Source organism: Radiobacillus sp. PE A8.2 (assembly GCF_045635475.1).
Lineage (GTDB): Bacteria > Bacillota > Bacilli > Bacillales > Amphibacillaceae > JBJGXI01.
This window is the reverse complement of record NZ_JBJGXI010000035.1, coordinates 40,209-57,533: the sequence shown is the minus strand read 5'-3', so window position 1 is coordinate 57,533 and position 17,325 is coordinate 40,209. Positions and strand designations below refer to the sequence as shown.

Sequence of the window (17,325 nt, the reverse complement as noted above, 5' to 3'; positions counted from 1 at the left end):
TATAAGGTTATTATTGTATGTTCATACATATTACTTGCCTCTTATTCTATATATAATGAAAGTAATTAAATTTTAGCTGGAGGTGCGTGTATTGTTAGATAAAAAGATAAAAAAGCAATTCATAAAAATCGTAGGAAAAGATTATTTCAATGATTCCAATCAATCAAAATTAGCATATTCTTATGATGCAACTCCAAATTTTCAATCTTTACCAGATGCTGTTATCTCACCAAAAGATACAAAGCAGCTCCAAGCGATCGTAAAGCTTTGTAATCAGCATGCTATTCCTATTGTTCCAAGAGGATCTGGAACAAATTTATGTGCAGGAACGTGTCCAACACAAGGAGGCGTAGTCATCTTATTCAACCGAATGAACCAAATACTTGAGATTGATGAAGATAACTTAACGGTAACCGTGCAACCTGGTGTCATAACGCTTCAAATGGTTAATGCGGTAGAAGAAAAAGGGCTGTTTTATCCACCAGATCCTAGTTCTATGAAAATTTCCACTATAGGTGGAAACATAAATGAATGTTCAGGCGGATTAAGAGGTCTCAAGTATGGCGTAACGAAGGATTACGTGCTTGGTCTTGAAGTTGTACTCGCAAATGGAGATGTGATTAAGACTGGAGGGAAGCTAGCAAAGGATGTGGCAGGCTATGATCTTACCAAATTATTTGTGGGATCAGAAGGGACATTAGGAATCTTAACAGAAGCTACGCTAAAACTAATTCCTATCCCAGAAACGAAGAAAACGATGTTAGCGTTGTTCTCCGATATAGATGAAGCAGCAAAAGCAGTATCTACCATAATTGCAAACAAAATCATTCCAACTACACTTGAATTTTTGGATCAAGCTACGTGTGAAGTGGTAGAAGACTTTGCGAAGGTTGGGCTACCAACTCATGCAAAAGCGGTCCTATTGATCGAGCAGGACGGTTCACCAGAAGTAGTAGAAAAGGATATCGAACGAATTTCTCACATTTGTAAGGAAAGGAATGCATTATCTGTTGAAATCGCACAAACTGAACAAGAAGCGTTAGATCTTAGCACAGCAAGAAGGTCGGCATTATCTGCGTTAGCTCGTTTAAAGCCAACAACCATCTTAGAAGATGCAACGGTACCACGATCGAAAATTAGTCCAATGGTTCAGGCGATTAATGTAATTGCAGAAAAATACAATGTGCGAATTTGTACATTCGGTCACGCTGGAGATGGAAATCTGCATCCTACATGTTTAACGGATGCACGGGATAAGGAAGAAATGCATCGAGTAGAGCAAGCCTTTGAAGAAATATTTGCAAAAGCTATCGATCTCGGAGGTACGATAACAGGTGAACATGGTGTTGGAGAAATGAAATCTCCTTATCTAGCATGGAAACTTGGGGAAGAAGGAGTGAATGCAATGAAAGCGATTAAGTATGCTTTTGATCCTAACGGCATCATGAATCCGGGTAAAATATTTGCAAAAGACGAAAGAAAAAGAGTGGTGGTCCAGTCATGAATCATAAGGTACAACAACAAATCCAAAAAGGATTTAAAGAGCAATTAAATTATGATGAACTAATGAACTGCATGAGATGTGGGTTCTGCTTACCTTCCTGTCCAACGTACGGGCGGACAAATCAGGATGAAGCCGCATCACCTAGAGGAAGAATCGCGTTAATGAAAGGAGTCGTAGACGGCATAATTGAACCCGATGAGTCTATTGAAGAACAACTGAATCTCTGCTTAGGCTGTCGTGCATGTGAGCCGGTATGTCCTTCTGGGGTAAACTATGGTCACTTGCTTGAAGATGCTAGAGATGTGATCCAAAAATCCAAAAAACATAAATGGCCAGTGAAAGTTTTAAGACATATGGTGTTCCATGAATTATTTCCGAAGAAAGAACGCATGAAAACTGTTCATTATTTTCTGTCTTTCTATCAAAAAAGTGGAATTCAGAAAGCTGTTCAAAAAAGCAAACTATTAAATATCTTACCTGGTAATCTGTCGCAAATGGAAAAAATAATTCCGAATGTTCCTTCAAAGAAAGAGATGGAAAATCGGCCTACATTTTTAAAATCAGAACAGAAAACTGTACGAAAAGTGGCTTTTTTCTCTGGTTGTTTAATGGATACAATGTTTATGGAAACGAATAATGCAACGATGAAACTTCTGCAAATAGCGGGTTGTGATATTGTTATTCCAGAGCAACAAGGGTGTTGTGGGGCATTACATGCACATAGTGGTGAAAAGGCAACAGCTAAGGAACTTGCTAAAAGGAATATAGAAGCCTTTGAAGCGTTAGATGTAGACGATATTATTTTAAATGCTGGTGGATGTGGAGCTCTACTCATAGAATATGATCACTTACTAAAGGATGAGCCTGATTGGAAGGAAAGAGCAAAAGATTTTTCCAATAAAATTAAGGATTTTACTGAAGTTTTAGTTGAACAAGGATTTAACGAAGAACAATTAGCAGTAGATAGTCAAGTGGTTACCTATCAAGATTCGTGTCACTTAAGAAATGTTATGAAAACGATACATGCTCCTCGAATTTTATTACGGTCAATCGAAGGCGCAACCTTTCAAGAGATGAAAGAATCGGACCAATGTTGTGGTTCTGCTGGAATCTATAATATAACAGAACATAAAATGTCGATGGAAATTCTTGAATACAAGATGGAAAGAGTGAAGGAAGTGAATCCACATACGATTGTAACAACTAATCCAGGATGTTTATTACAAATGAAATTAGGAATTCAACGAGAAGGATTAGAAAAGAATGTTCGTGCTGTTCATTTAGCGGATTTATTAATTGAGTCTGTTATAGGAAAAACGGAAAGAGATATATTGCACGAATGAAATAAAATATCATAAAAAGTAGTTAAAATACGAATTTATATTTTGATTAATCTAAATTTATGATATACTTATCGAAGCGCTTACAAAACTAAAGGTTCAAAAAATTATTATTTATTGTCAATATGAATCAATTCCATAATTACCTTATACAACTATCCGCATCCGTATATAGCTCAGATATGGTTTGATCCAACTATATATGGATGTGGATGGCTAAAAATCAGTATTATGAAATTGACTAAATATAAGTAATCAATTTTAATAATGAGGTGATTAGATTGAAGATTGGTGTAATAGTCGATGCATTTAAACTACCTTTAAGACAAGGTATTTTAAGGGCGAAGCAAGTTGGCGCTAAAGGGTTACAGATTTATGCAGTTAGTGGAGAAATGGCACCTGAAAATATGTCAGTAAATGATCGAAAAGAGCTGCGTAATTTTATCCAGGACAATGGTTTAGAAATTGCTGCTTTATGTGGAGATTTAGGAGGTCATGGTTTCGCAATTCAAGAAGATAATCCATTAAAAATCGAAAAATCAAAGCGGATTATCGATTTAGCTAAGGATTTAGAAACAGATATTGTAACTACCCATATAGGTGTAATTCCAAAGTCAAAGGACCATGATCGGTACAAAGTGTTAACAGAAGCCTGCGAACAGTTAGGTGAATATGCGGATGAAATGAAAGCATCATTTGCCATTGAAACAGGCCCAGAAAAGGCGTTAGTTTTGAAAAACTTCTTAGATAATTTAAAAAGTAATGGTGTGAAAGTAAATTTCGACCCAGCAAATTTATTAATGGTAACGGATGATGATCCGGTGGAAGGCGTTTACACTCTCCGAGACTATATCGTCCATACACATGCCAAAGATGGTGTAATGATAAAGAAAACAGATCCTGAAATTGTATATAACTATTTCGCTGAAGGGGGAATAGAAGATCTACGTTTAGAGGATTATTTCAAAGAACAACCATTAGGAAAAGGTAGCTTAAATTTTGAAAAATATTTAAAATCCTTAAGAGATATTGGATATAACGGTTATTTAACAATCGAACGCGAGGTTGGAAATGACCCGGAATCAGATATTACAGAAGCAGTTCAGTTTTTAAACAAACATATCTAAGAGTAGGCTGTATTATCAAAGCACGTTATATGAACAAACTCCATATAAACTTCGACGTAACAGCAACGGTTTATTTCCATTCCAGGTAGTCGCTTTCCGCTAGTGTAAAGCGTTTTACTTTAAACAGACATGACCTTAGCCTCCTCGGAAGAAGACCGCTTCCGTAGTTTACCTTGTCCTGCGGTGTCTTCAGACTCATGGGACTACGGTTACTCGTCCCATCGAAGAGCTTTTGCTGGTCCCGCAGGCGCGGAGCGACGAGGAGACTCACTGGCCCCCTTTGGTGTGCGAAGTGTATTTCCGGAGTGGGTATTAATACTACCTCTAGTTACGTTGCATATTAGTTTAATTATGATATATGAAAAATATCCAAGTTTACGAAAAGAGCCTAAGGAGGAAACTCATGACTACTACTTTAAAAATAGGTGTAATTGGAACAGGATCAATTTCAACAGCCCATCTGAATGCATACGCAAAAAATGATGATGTAACTGTTGTTGCGATTTGTGATTTAAATGAAAAACGTGCAAAGGCTGTTGCTGAAACGTATGGTGCTACAAAGGTTTATACCGATTATAAAGAGCTATTAGCAGACAATGATATTGATGCGATCAGCATTTGTGTATGGAATAACTTACACGCAGAAATTTCCGTTGCAGCATTAGATGCAGGGAAGAAGGTTTTAGTTGAAAAGCCGTTAAGTATGACGGTTGAACAAGCAAAAGAAGTTGAGGCAGCAGTTCACCGTAATAACCAGTTGCTACAAGTTGGCTTCGTTCGTCGGTACAGTTCAAACACAAAATTATTAAAGGATTTTATTGATAATGGTGAGCTTGGTGAGGTTTATTATGCAAAAGCATCTTGTTTAAGAAGATTAGGTAACCCGGGAGGCTGGTTTGCCGATAAAGAAAGATCTGGTGGAGGTCCACTGATTGACCTTGGTGTCCATGTTATTGATATTTGTTGGTATTTGATGGGATGTCCGAAAGTTAAATCTGTAAGTGGTAACATATATAATAAGCTCGGTAACCGGAGTAATATTAAGAATCTATCATTCTATAAAGCTGCAGATTATGATGCGTCAAAGAATACGGTAGAAGATATGGCTAATGCGCTCATTCGTTTTGAAAATGGAGCATCATTGTTAGTGGATGTCAGCTTTACTCTCCATGCGAAAAAGGATGAAATAGCTGTTAAGCTCTACGGTGATAAGGGCGGTGCAGAGCTTGAGCCTGAATTATTTATCGTGTCCGAAAAGCATGACACGATTTTGAATGTATCACCACAGGTGGACAATCTAAGCTTTGATTTTGCGCAAGGCTTCCAAAATGAGATTGATCATTTTGTGAATTGCTGTCTAGGAAAAGCGGAAACATTAAGCCCTGTAGAACATGGAGTTGAAATGATGAAAATACTTACTGGAATTTATGAGTCAAGTGAAAAAGGGTCAGAAATTCAGTTTTAATAATGAATTATTATTTAAAAATGATGAGGTGATACTGCTATGAAAGTTGGATTAAGCACATATAGCTTAGCCCGTGCCATTCAATCAGGTGAAATGGACGTGTTGCAAGCGATGGATTGGATCAAAGAAAATGGTGGGGAACATGTGGAGATTGTACCATTTGGCTTTGATCTTGTTGAAAATCCACAATTAATAAATCAAATCCGTGCCAAGGCCGATGCTATAGGCTTGGAAATTTCAAACTATGCAATTGGAGCAAACTTTATAACAGAAAGTGATGAAGATTATCGTAAAGAAATTGACAGAGTAAAGCAGCATGTAGATATTGCACATCAATTAGGTGTATCGTACATGCGTCATGATGTTGCATCAAGACCGCCATTCGACATTCATATTCAAATGTTTGAAGAAGATCTACCTAAACTGGTTTCCGCATGTCAAGCGATTGCTGATTACGCCGCACAATATGGTATTACGACTAATGTAGAAAATCATGGATATTTTATACAGGCAAGTGACCGTGTACAGCGTTTAGTTGATTGCGTGAATCGTTTTAACTATAAGACAGTCTTAGATGTTGGTAATTTTTTATGTGTAGATGAAGAACCTGTAGTAGCTGTTAAAAAGAACCTTCCTTATGCATCAGTTGTTCACTTTAAAGACTTTTACTATCGTCCAGAAAGCAAACAACTTGGGGAAGGGTGGATGCGTACAGCTAGCGGTAATTACTTAAGAGGCGCAATAGTGGGTCATGGGGATATTGATATCCCTGCTATCCTCTCGATCATAAAGGATTCAGGTTTTGATGGCTATATTTCCGTCGAGTTTGAAGGGATGGAAGATTGTAAGCTAGGCTCACGATTAGGAATGGCGTATGTGCGGAAACTATGGGGTGAGCAATAACCATCACAAATGAAATTGAACGATTAGCATTTGCTAAAAATCATGAAATAAAATTTCAATTGTTTGGTAGATAATGTTACAAGAATGTTGAGATCAAATCTACTTATCTAATAAACTATAGATACAGGAATTAAAAGCATTGCATATATAGGCAGGTGATATGATTATAAAGGACATATTTTCTTTATTGGGTGAACAAATAGTTTACCCACTTATTTTAGGGCTTTTTTGAAATTTAAAAACAAAAATAATATCTTTTTGTAAAATTTTATTTTATTTTTATGTAAGTTATGATATAGTATTTAAAACGCTTACATATAATTATTTCAAATAATTAATTAACTCAATCTTAGTATCAAAAAGGAGTGGAAGTTATGGAAAAGAAAAACAGTTTAGTGGTATTAGGGGCACATTGTGGTGATGCAGAGATACAGGCTGGAGCAATCGCTAATAAATATGCAAAGGCAGGATGGGAAGTAACGTTCGTTCATTTAACGCCAGGAGAAAAAGGTAATCCACCACATATTTCTGTTGAAGATTATGCAAAGCAAAAGATCGAAGAAGCAGAAAAAGTTGCAAAAATACTAGGCGGTAAAAGTATTACATTAGATTACAAGGATGCAGAATTAACATTTAATGATGAAATCATTACAAGGGTAGCAACACTGATGCGACAACTAAGACCAAAAGTAGTTATTACACATTGGGTAAACAGCATCCATCCAGACCATGCGCTATGCCCAAGAATTGTGCAAGCTGCGCAACTTAAAGCAGGCTTACCTGGTTTTGATTTAGACGGTTTACCACCACATTATTACGGTATTTACCATAGTGAGAATTGGGAAGATATGGACGGGTACGAACCAGATGTATTTGTCGATGTATCGGATGAATTCGATACATACTTAGAAGCACTTTCTAACTATTGGTTCATTATGAATTCAACATCGTTTCGATATTATGACTATTACAAAGCACTTGGTACCGTTAGAGGCTGTGTGAATCGTTGTCAATACGCACAAACACTTAAAATGCCAATAGGTGGAAATGTAAGAAAAGGAAAAATTATACCAGGTTTGGAAATATAGGTCTGATTAACTGAGAGAGGTATCTTATGAATAATGCTATAAGTCTACAACGAAAAGTTGGTCAGCTATTAGTGATAGGGTTTGATGGTAAATCAGTTCCTAAACATATAAGTGAACTGATTTACCAATATCAAATTGGAGGAATTATCTTATTTGGTAGAAATATAGGTACTCCTCAGGAAGTACTTAGCTTAACTACAGAATTGCAACGGGAAGCGAAGCAAGCGGGATATGAATATCCTTTATTAATTTGCTTAGATCAAGAAAATGGGGTTGTTAGGAGATTAGGAGAAGGCACTACTGTATTTCCGGGTTCTATGGCAATAGGAGCTACAAATAATCCAAATCACGCCTATGAAGTAGGGCTAGCAACGGGTAAGGAACTTAAAGCATTAGGCATTAATTGGAACTTAGCTCCTGTTGCAGATGTGAATAATAACCCAGTAAATCCAGTAATTAGTGTGCGGTCATTTGGAGAATCACCAGAAAAGGTAGCTACCTTTACGAAGGAAGCGATGAAAGGGATGCAGGATGCGGGTGTTGTAACAACATTAAAACACTTTCCTGGTCACGGTGATACCGCTGTGGATTCGCACTTAGATTTACCGGTCATTCCACATACAATAAACAGATTACAAGCGGTAGAATTAAAGCCTTTCACAGAAGCGATTAAAGCTGGGGCAGATACAATTATGACCGCCCACATTTACTTTCCTTCTATTGAAGATAATCCGGGGGTGCCAGCGACACTGTCACAGAAAGTAATTACAGGGTTATTACGTGAGCAGTTAGGCTTTCAAGGTGTAGTCACCACCGATTGTATGGAGATGAATGCAATTGCAAATCGAATCGGTACAGAAAAAGGAGCAGTAGCTGCCATTCAAGCAGGTGTAGATTTAGTAATGATTTCTCATACTCAAGAAAAACAACAAGGAGCCATAAATGAAATCATAGCATCAATAAAGGAAGGTACCATCGCTGAAGGTGTAATTGATCAATCAATTAAAAGAATAAATACGATGAAGCAAAAATATTTAGGCTGGGATGAGATTTCGTTAATGGAAACAAATCCAGTTGTACCTAATTTAGTTGGTAGTAAACAGCACCAACAATTAGCAGATCAGGTTTATAAGGAAAGTGTCACGGTTGTAAGAAATGATGATATGATTCCGCTGCTTCTAAGTAAAGATAATTCTGTTCTTGTTGTGCAGCCAGATAATGGTACGACGATGCAAGTAGAGGATAAACGGTATGCTAGCCTCTCATTAGATAAAGCGATCCAGGAGTATCACTCCTTGGTAGATGTATATCAGGTATCAAAACAGATGACGGAGAAAGAAATAAGCAAAATTATCAATAAGGCGAAAAACTACCACACGGTTATTGTTGGAACGTCAAGTATTCAAGCAGGAAGTACGCAGATTACGCTAATTGAAAAACTAATTGATAATGCTATTCCTGTTATCGTAGTTGCAATGAGAAGTCCGTATGACTTTAACTATTTGCCTAAAATTCCTGTATATATTAATACCTATGAGTTCTCTTTCCCTGCATTGCAAATAGCAGCAGGGGTCATATTTGGTAAGGTGCAGGTTAGTGGAAGGTCACCAGTAACATTAGAAATGTAAAAAGATTTTTTTCTCTGGGTCATCAACAGCTTCAACTTCACAGAAAGTGGTTGTATCGTAAGTGGAAATGAAGACGGAAATATCTAGTAAAACGCAAAGAAAGCGGCGGCTCAACTGGCGGAAAATAAAAATAAATTGGCAACTATATTTGTTACTTGCACCGGCAATTATTTATTTTTTGTTATTTAAATATTATCCGATGTATGGCTTACAAATCGCCTTTAAAGATTTTAGAGCAGTAGATGGGATTTTTGGAAGTGAATGGATAGGATTTGAGCACTTCTTAAAGTTCTTTGATTCCTATTATTTCTGGGATTTAATTAAAAACACGCTTGGTATTAATATATATGGATTATTGTTATTCCCGATTTCCATTATTGTTGCGTTATCTCTTAACGAGTTGAGAGATGGAAGGTTTAAGAAAACTGCTCAAACGATTACGTATGCTCCACACTTTATATCAGTGGTAGTTTTTGCTGGGATGATTATTGCCTTTTTAGATCCTAAGACTGGAATTATTAATAATTTCATTCAAATGATTGGATTTGAACCGATAAATTTTATGACCGCACCGGCATGGTTCAAAACAATATTTGTTTGGTCAAACGAATGGCAAAACCTTGGTTGGGGAGCAATTATTTATTTGGCAGCTCTTGCAGGCGTTGACCCACAGCTTCATGAATCAGCTAAGGTTGATGGTGCTACAAGGCTGCAACGAATTTGGTACATTAATATACCTAGTATTTTACCGACAATTATTATTCTACTTATTTTAAATATGGGGAATATGATGTCGATTGGATTTGAGAAGATATTATTATTACAAAATGAATTAAATATGGATTCTTCACAAGTAATCCAAACCTATGTATATGAAGCGGGTTTATTGCATGGACAATATAGCTATTCAACAGCTGTAGGATTATTTAATTCTATCATCAATTTCCTGATTTTAATATTTTTTAACCGGATGGCAAGAAAGTCAGGTACAAGCTTATGGTAAAGGATGGTGCAAAATGGCTATAAAAGAATCACGATCAGATAAGATATTTAGCAGATGTAACAAACTTTTAGTGTGGTTTTTCATCATCGTTATTTCATATCCATTGGTCTATATTCTTAGTGCATCGATTAGTGATCCGCAATACGTTAACTCTGGTCAAATGTGGTTATATCCTAGAGGAATAACATTTGAAGGATTTCAACGTGTGTTCCAAAGTAGTGAGATTTGGATAGGTTATCGAAATACAATTTTTTACACTGTGTTTGGTACGCTTATCAATCTTGCGGTTACATTACCGTGTGCCTATGCATTAGCTAGGCAGGAGCTAATCGGTAAAAAAGTGATTATGGCTTTATTAGTGTTCACGATGTTTTTTGAAGGTGGGTTAATTCCTACGTACCTACTTATTCGTGACCTTGGTATGGTAAACACAATTTGGGCAATGGTTCTACCTAATGCAGCGGCTATGTGGAATATTATCGTAACGATGACATTTTTTAGAGTTACAATTCCAAGAGGATTAGAAGAAGCTGCAGAAATAGATGGGGCATCTCAAATTAGAACCTTCTTCCAAATCGTATTACCACTTTCAGCTCCAATCATTGCTGTTATGGCACTGTTTTATGGAGTGAGCCACTGGAATCAATATTTTAACGCGCTAATTTATTTACAAGATAGAGAGTTGTTTCCACTTCAGCTATTTTTGAGAGAAATTTTGGTACAACAAAAATTAACTACTGAATTGTTGCAAAATAGTGGAGCAGCAGAAGCAATTAGTGAACACGCAAAGATAGCAGACATTATTAAATATGCGGTGATGATTGTTTCAGCAGCACCACTACTAATTGTATATCCATTCCTCCAACGCTTTTTCCTTAAAGGCGTTATGATTGGATCCATTAAAGGTTAATTTAAAGGGGGTGGGAAAGAGTTAGCTTTTCCTGATCTTATTGTTAAATCATTTAGAAAAAAGGGGAGAAATCAAGATGAAGTTGAGAAAGGGCTTATTAAGTTTTCTATTGTTGCTATTTATTTCATTCCTGGCAGTTGCATGTTCGAATCAAGAGGCGTCCGAAAATAACAATGAGGATTCATCGGATACAAATGATGCACCGGAAAATGAGAATTTTAATAAAACTGGTTTTCCGATTGTTGATGAGTCCATTACGTTAGAGATGATGGGTAAAAGCTCACCTGTTCAACCTGAGTGGAGCGAAATGGGGTTTTTCCAAGTAATGGAAGAGAAAACAAATATTCAGTTTGAATTCAGGTCAGCTTCTGCGGATGATTATACGCAAAATAAACAACTAGCTTTTGCTAGCTTGGATTTACCGGACCTATTTTATGGTGGTGAACTAACTCTAGCTGAGGAAGCAGACTATGGTTCTCAAGGGATGTTAATACCATTAGAAGGATTGATTGACGAGTATGCACCAAATCTTAAGAAACTAATGGAAGAAGATCCTGCTATTAAAGCATCTATTACAACACCGGATGGACACATTTATGCATTACCAGGTATTGACAAGAATATTACATCGCGGACACCGATCATGTGGATGAATCAGCCATGGATCGATGAATTAGGTATGGATACACCGACTACGATGGAAGAATTCTATGAATTATTAAAGGCAATGAAAGAGCAAGATCCGGGCAATGTTGGAGATGTTATTCCTTTAACGGCAAATTCACCAGCTGATTTACGCCTTGGCTTGTTACCAAACTTCGGCATTGTTCAAGATGATGGAATTTATGAAGAAGATGGCGTAGTAGAGTATGCCTGGGTTCAAGACGAGTACAAAGCGTATCTAAAATACATGAATCGTCTTTATACTGAACAATTGTTAGATAACCAAATGTTCTCGCACAATTGGGAACAATTTATTGCTAAAGGACCTCAAGTGGGTATTTTATCTACTTGGCCAATTGTTCAATTAGGTTATGCAGATCCAGCTGAAGGATTAAATTATCCTGTATTGCCTCCAATGACTAGTGAAACGAATGATGAAAAGTTAACGCTAGGAATGCATGAAATCAGAAGAGGTAGAGCAGCTATTACGAGTGAGAATGAACACCCAGAAGCTACTATGCGCTGGATTGATCAAGCTGCGTATTCTGAAGAAGGTACCATCCTATCCCGTTTAGGTATCGAAGGGGAAACATATGAGTGGAATGACGAAGGTCAATGGCAATTACTATCTCAAGATGGACTTAGTACAACCGAGACAAATGCAAAGCATGCACCAGGTGTTGGAACAAATGTACCAATGAATCTTACTGCCGAGTTCTTTGAACAAGAAGGCGGAAATCCAACGATTCTTAAAATATATGAGTGGATTCAAGAAGAGTTAATTCCATATGCAAGAACACCATTCCCTCTAGTGTACTATACAGAGGAAGAGACCGAGAAAATAAATACAGTTAAGCCGGATATTAAGTCTTATTTTGAGCAAATGGAAGCTAAATTCATCACAGGTGCTGAATCCATTGATGATTCTTGGGCTGAATATGTAAGCACATTGGAAGACCTAGGTATAGGCGATATCGTTGATGCTAATCAATCTGCCTATGATCGTTGGGAAGAGGCTCAATAAAGCTATTGAATGGTTGCAGTTGCAGCTTGGATATTTCCAAGCTGCAACTTCCAAAAATGAACATATTCATTTGCAACCTAGAATGGAAGATGAGGTGAGAGAAGATGGGGATAGAAGGAATAGTATGGAAACTATACGCTATATCAACATGGATAATGCGGATTATTTATCTTAATGTTTTATGGTTATTATTTTCTATCTTTGGATTAGTGTTGGTAGGATTTTTTCCAGCAACTGCAGCGATGTTTTCAATTACCCGTAAATGGATCCTAGGGGATGAAGAATTACCGATTTTCAAAACTTTTTGGGAATCATTTAAATCAAATATTGTTGAGATTAATATTCTTGGTTATTTGTTACTAGTCATTGGTTATTTACTATATGTTGATTTAAGATTTTTCCAAGCCTCGGAACAAGTAGTTATCTCTTTGTTCTCTTACCTAATCATCATTGCTTTATTTATCTTCTTTTGTGTGGTGCTTTATTTCTTTCCGGTATATGTCCATTATCAGTACAAAACACTGGAATATATCAAATATGCTCTAATCGTTGTCATCGGAAAGCCTATTTATACAATAATGATGATTGTTGGTAGTTTCTTAGTCTATCTAATAATTACTACAATACCAGTATTAATTATATTTTTTGGTGGTTCACTATTAAGTGTAGTGTTGACTTGGGTGGCGTTGAAATCATTTCCGAAACAGGAAATTAGTAGAGGTGATGAAAAGTGAAATTAGGACTAGATGTTTTTCTGGAAAAGGAATTTCATTCGTTTAAAGGTAAACGAATAGGGCTTGTTACCAACATGACTGGTGTAAATGAAAGGCTTATTCCGACCATTGATTTATTTTTTGAACATCCAGATATTCAATTAACAGCATTATATGGACCAGAGCATGGAATTCGAGGTGACGCGAGAGAGGGCGAACAAGTCGAATCTTCCGTAGATTCTTATACAAAACTACCGGTGTATAGCTTGTATGGAAAATCAAAGAAACCTAGTAAAGAGATGTTGGACCCAGTGGATGTTGTCGTGTTTGACTTACAAGATATTGGATCCAGGTATTATACATTTATTTATACAATGGCCTATGTTATGAAAGCGTGTGAAGAATATGGAAAGCACTTTGTGGTGCTTGATCGCCCCAATCCCGTTTCTGGATTGAATACAGAAGGGAACTTAGTTGAAGAAGATTTACGTTCATTTGTTGGTCTACTGCCAATTCCGAACCGACATGGCATGACCATAGGTGAACTTGCTTTATTATATAAACATGAATTTGATTATGATTGTGAATTAACCGTTGTTCCTATGCAAGGCTGGAAGCGACACATGTATTTTGATGAAACATCCTTATTTTGGGTACCACCTTCACCTAATACAACGACTATTGATATGTGCGCTTTGTATCCTGGTACTTGCCTGGTAGAGGGAACAAATCTCTCTGAGGGAAGAGGAACCACTAAGCCATTTGAGCAAATAGGCGCACCATATATTAATGGAAATAAGTTAGCCAAAACAATTAATGATAAAAAAATATCAGGTATCATCGCGCGCCCAACTTCATTCGTTCCAACGTATCAAAAGCATAAGGATGAGATTTGCAGTGGTATCCAGTTACACGTTGTAGACCGCAAGAAGCTCAATGCTCTAGAAGTAGGCGTGCAAGTACTTGAAACTATCGCGCAAATATATCCAGAGGATTTTAGCTTTATTCAACATACAAATGGAAAATACTTTTTCGATTTATTGGCAGGAACAAAATCCTTGAGATCTAAAATTAAAAACGGTACATCTAGCGGATTTTTAGACGAGATTCAGAAGCCGCTAGCAGAATTTAATAAACGAAAAGAACCATATCACTTGTATAAATAGGATGATCATTATGAATAAACTTTCAAAGTTAACGACAGAAATGAGAAATGAGCAATCGATGAATATCGATAATATGTCAACCACTGATATTTTAACCACGATCAATAATGAGGATATGACAGTGGCTACAAGTGTACAACAAGTAATACCTGAAATACGTAAAACGGTAGACATAGTTTGTGAGGCACTCAAACAAGGCGGCAGGCTTTTCTATGTTGGTGCTGGTACAAGTGGTAGAATTGGTATTTTAGATGCAGTGGAGTGTCCACCAACGTATAGTACATCTCCAGACATTGTTCAAGCGCTAATGGCAGGTGGCATCAACGCAATGGAAAAAGCGGTAGAAGGTGCAGAAGACGATGAAGGGGCAGGTGCTAAGGATTTAGAAAAGCGAAACCTGACTAAACAAGATGTTGTCGTAGGAATTGCTGCAAGCGGTCAGACACCTTATGTTATTGGAGCGCTTCAATACGCAAATAGCATTGGTGCTAGTACGGTTAGTTTATCAAGTAACGAGGATTCAGCGATTAGTAGATATGCAGATACTAATATTGAAGTTATAACAGGACCAGAAGTACTAACAGGTTCAACACGAATGAAGGCAGCTACTGCTCATAAATTAGTATTAAACATGATAACAACGGCATCTATGATAAAAACTGGAAAAGTATTTGAAAATTTAATGGTAGACTTAAAGGTTAGTAATAATAAACTGATGGAACGAGCTAAAAATATTGTTTCTACAATTACTGGCGTACCTTATCAAGAGGCAGAACGCGTGTTAGAGAATACTAATTTTCAAGTTAAACCAGCCATTGTGATGATAAAAACAGGGGTGAATTACACAGAGGCAACTGTTTTCATTGAAAAAGCTGATGGTTTTGTGCGAAAAGCCATTGAACTAGCATTACAAGGAGGCAATTGATATGATTACTTATAGATATTATCAATCTGGAGACGAAAAACAAATTGTGAATGTGTGGAATGACTGTCTAACGAATGATCCAGTCACAGCTAAGCGTTTTCGAAATTTAGTATTATTAGATGCTAACTTTGATCCTGAAGGCCTGCGCCTTGCATTTAAAGGGGACCAATTAATCGGATGTGTGTATGCAGTACGAAGATTATTACCAATGTTTGGCACGGAGTTAGAGCCAGATAATGGATGGATTCCGTTTTTCTTTGTACATCCATCGCACCGCAAAACAGGTATAGGGGAGCAACTATTAGATGAAGCGATAGCCTTTTTGAAAGAAAAAGGACGAAAGCATGTATTTTTTTCATCCTATGCACCGAATTATATTTTACCTGGCATCGATGAAGCTGCATATCCAGAAGCTTATCAATTTTTGCAAGCACAAGGGTTTAATAAGCTATATTCACCAGTTGCTATGGATCGTAATTTAGTAGATTTCTATGTTTCTGATGAAGTGAAGGAATTAAAGGCAAAAAGAGAAGCGGAAGGCTACGCGTTTACGCTAGCTGAGGATAAAGACTTGTATGAGGTCATTCAATTTGCTAACGTGAAGTTTAATCCTGATTGGGGAAGAGCTATTCGTGAAGGTGTACTGCAAGGATTGCCAATGGAGAGGATTTTTGTTGCAAGACAGGATGGCAAGGTTGTAGGCTTTTGTATATTTGGCGGTTACGAAGGTGTTCCAGAACGTTTTGGTCCATTCGGTGTAGATCCAGATCAACAAGGAAAAGGCTTAGGAAAGCTATTATTACATCTATGCTTGCAGCAAATGAAAGCGGAAAGCTTACACGGAGCTTGGTTTTTGTGGACCGGTGAAAAATCAGCTGCTGGGTATTTATACAAGAAAACTGGTTTTGAAATCACGCGTACATTTCACGTAATGAAAAAAGATATCTAATTTAATACAGAAGAGAGTTGATTTCATGTCAACGAATGGCGGTCTCACCATGTTGACGGAAATGCTGTCTATGCTTCCACCTTCTGAGCGAAAGATTGCAACCTATATTATTGAGAATCCTCAAGAAGCAATCTCTCTTACAGCAAATGAACTAGGGAAAAGAAGCTTAACGAGTGGAGCAGCAGTGATCCGACTATGTAAATCTTTAAATTTAAAAGGATTTCAGGATTTGAAAATAAGAGTAGCTGGAGATCTGCAAAAGACAGACGTTCAAGGTTTTCGTGATATTGAACCGAATGAGCCAGTGCAATCAATTATTGAAAAGATGACCGACAATAGCATCCAGACAATACGAGAAACGGCTGAGCTGTTGCATATAGATGAAATACAACAAGCGGTTCAAGTATTAACGAATGCAAGAAAGATTCATTTTATTGGTGTAGGAGCGTCAGGTATCATTGCACTTGATGCACAACAAAAATTCATGAGGATTAATAAAATTTCTTATGCTTTTACCGATTTACACATGGCGGCAACACAGGTGGCTAACGCACAAAAGGATGACGTTGTTGTCGGTATTTCGTTTTCTGGCCAAACGCTGGAGGTAGCTAAAGTACTACAACTAGCAAAGCAAAACGATGTAACTACCATTAGCTTAACTAAGTATGGAAATTCACCTGTGACTGAACAAGCTGACATTCGTCTTTACACGTCAGCTACGAAAGAACCGACATTTCGTAGTGGTGCAACTTCCTCGCGGATTGCACAATTACAAGTAATGGACATTTTATTCATGTGTGTCGCCTCAATAAATTATGATGATACGGTAACGCACTTGAATAAAACGAGAGATGCAATCGAGCTATTAACGAAAAACGGAACGAGAAATTATAATAAATCCAATTTGTAAAAGAGCT

15 protein-coding genes are annotated in these 17,325 nt (G+C 37.1%); all 15 read left to right on the top strand.

The genetic code is table 11. The annotated features are described in order from the left end of the window. Positions 1-91 precede the first annotated feature (91 nt). The 15 genes from glcD to ACI6MV_RS17235 all read left to right on the top strand — a co-directional run bounded on the left by glcD (position 92) and on the right by ACI6MV_RS17235 (position 17,318). Positions 92-1,504 carry a glycolate oxidase subunit GlcD gene (gene glcD / locus ACI6MV_RS17305; protein ID WP_407271579.1) on the top strand — a complete coding sequence of 471 codons (1,413 nt, stop codon included), beginning with the start codon at positions 92-94 and terminating at the stop codon, positions 1,502-1,504. Next, positions 1,501-2,847 carry a (Fe-S)-binding protein gene (locus tag ACI6MV_RS17300; RefSeq protein ID WP_407271578.1) on the top strand — a complete coding sequence of 449 codons (1,347 nt, stop codon included), beginning with the start codon at positions 1,501-1,503 and terminating at the stop codon, positions 2,845-2,847. The genes glcD and ACI6MV_RS17300 overlap by 4 nt, the downstream gene beginning before the upstream one ends. A gap of 269 nt (positions 2,848-3,116) precedes the next feature. Next, positions 3,117-3,971, top strand: coding sequence for a sugar phosphate isomerase/epimerase family protein (locus ACI6MV_RS17295; protein WP_407271577.1), 855 nt, complete (start codon positions 3,117-3,119; stop codon positions 3,969-3,971). A gap of 403 nt (positions 3,972-4,374) precedes the next feature. Next, positions 4,375-5,436, top strand: coding sequence for a Gfo/Idh/MocA family protein (locus ACI6MV_RS17290; RefSeq protein ID WP_407271576.1), 1,062 nt, complete (start codon positions 4,375-4,377; stop codon positions 5,434-5,436). Between the two features lie 39 nt (positions 5,437-5,475). After that, positions 5,476-6,339, top strand: coding sequence for a sugar phosphate isomerase/epimerase family protein (locus ACI6MV_RS17285; protein ID WP_407271575.1), 864 nt, complete (start codon positions 5,476-5,478; stop codon positions 6,337-6,339). A gap of 374 nt (positions 6,340-6,713) precedes the next feature. Beyond that, positions 6,714-7,427 (top strand): PIG-L deacetylase family protein, encoded by a 714-nt coding sequence (locus ACI6MV_RS17280; protein ID WP_407271574.1) that lies wholly within the window; start codon positions 6,714-6,716, stop codon positions 7,425-7,427. A gap of 26 nt (positions 7,428-7,453) precedes the next feature. Next, positions 7,454-9,055, top strand: coding sequence for a beta-N-acetylhexosaminidase (gene nagZ, locus ACI6MV_RS17275; protein WP_407271573.1), 1,602 nt, complete (start codon positions 7,454-7,456; stop codon positions 9,053-9,055). 67 nt (positions 9,056-9,122) lie between these two features. Beyond that, positions 9,123-10,058 (top strand): ABC transporter permease, encoded by a 936-nt coding sequence (locus ACI6MV_RS17270; protein WP_407271572.1) that lies wholly within the window; start codon positions 9,123-9,125, stop codon positions 10,056-10,058. A gap of 13 nt (positions 10,059-10,071) precedes the next feature. After that, positions 10,072-10,968 (top strand): carbohydrate ABC transporter permease, encoded by an 897-nt coding sequence (locus ACI6MV_RS17265; RefSeq protein WP_407271571.1) that lies wholly within the window; start codon positions 10,072-10,074, stop codon positions 10,966-10,968. A 76-nt stretch (positions 10,969-11,044) separates the two neighbouring features. Beyond that, on the top strand, positions 11,045-12,655 hold the full coding sequence (locus ACI6MV_RS17260; protein ID WP_407271570.1) for an extracellular solute-binding protein: 1,611 nt from the start codon (positions 11,045-11,047) through the stop codon (positions 12,653-12,655). 104 nt (positions 12,656-12,759) lie between these two features. Then, positions 12,760-13,389 carry a YesL family protein gene (locus tag ACI6MV_RS17255; RefSeq protein ID WP_407271569.1) on the top strand — a complete coding sequence of 210 codons (630 nt, stop codon included), beginning with the start codon at positions 12,760-12,762 and terminating at the stop codon, positions 13,387-13,389. Then, a complete protein-coding gene (locus ACI6MV_RS17250) occupies positions 13,386-14,534 on the top strand; it encodes an exo-beta-N-acetylmuramidase NamZ family protein (RefSeq protein WP_407271568.1) in 1,149 nt (382 codons plus the stop codon). The genes ACI6MV_RS17255 and ACI6MV_RS17250 overlap by 4 nt, the downstream gene beginning before the upstream one ends. Positions 14,535-14,544: 10 nt before the next feature. Then, positions 14,545-15,459: an N-acetylmuramic acid 6-phosphate etherase gene (gene murQ, locus ACI6MV_RS17245; RefSeq protein WP_407271567.1), complete on the top strand. Its 915-nt coding sequence runs from the start codon at positions 14,545-14,547 to the stop codon at positions 15,457-15,459. A gap of 1 nt (position 15,460) precedes the next feature. Beyond that, positions 15,461-16,408 carry a GNAT family N-acetyltransferase gene (locus ACI6MV_RS17240; protein ID WP_407271566.1) on the top strand — a complete coding sequence of 316 codons (948 nt, stop codon included), beginning with the start codon at positions 15,461-15,463 and terminating at the stop codon, positions 16,406-16,408. A gap of 25 nt (positions 16,409-16,433) precedes the next feature. Then, the gene (locus ACI6MV_RS17235; RefSeq protein WP_407271565.1) at positions 16,434-17,318 is read left to right on the top strand and encodes a MurR/RpiR family transcriptional regulator; all 885 of its coding nucleotides are present in this window, start codon (positions 16,434-16,436) and stop codon (positions 17,316-17,318) included. Positions 17,319-17,325 lie beyond the last annotated feature (7 nt).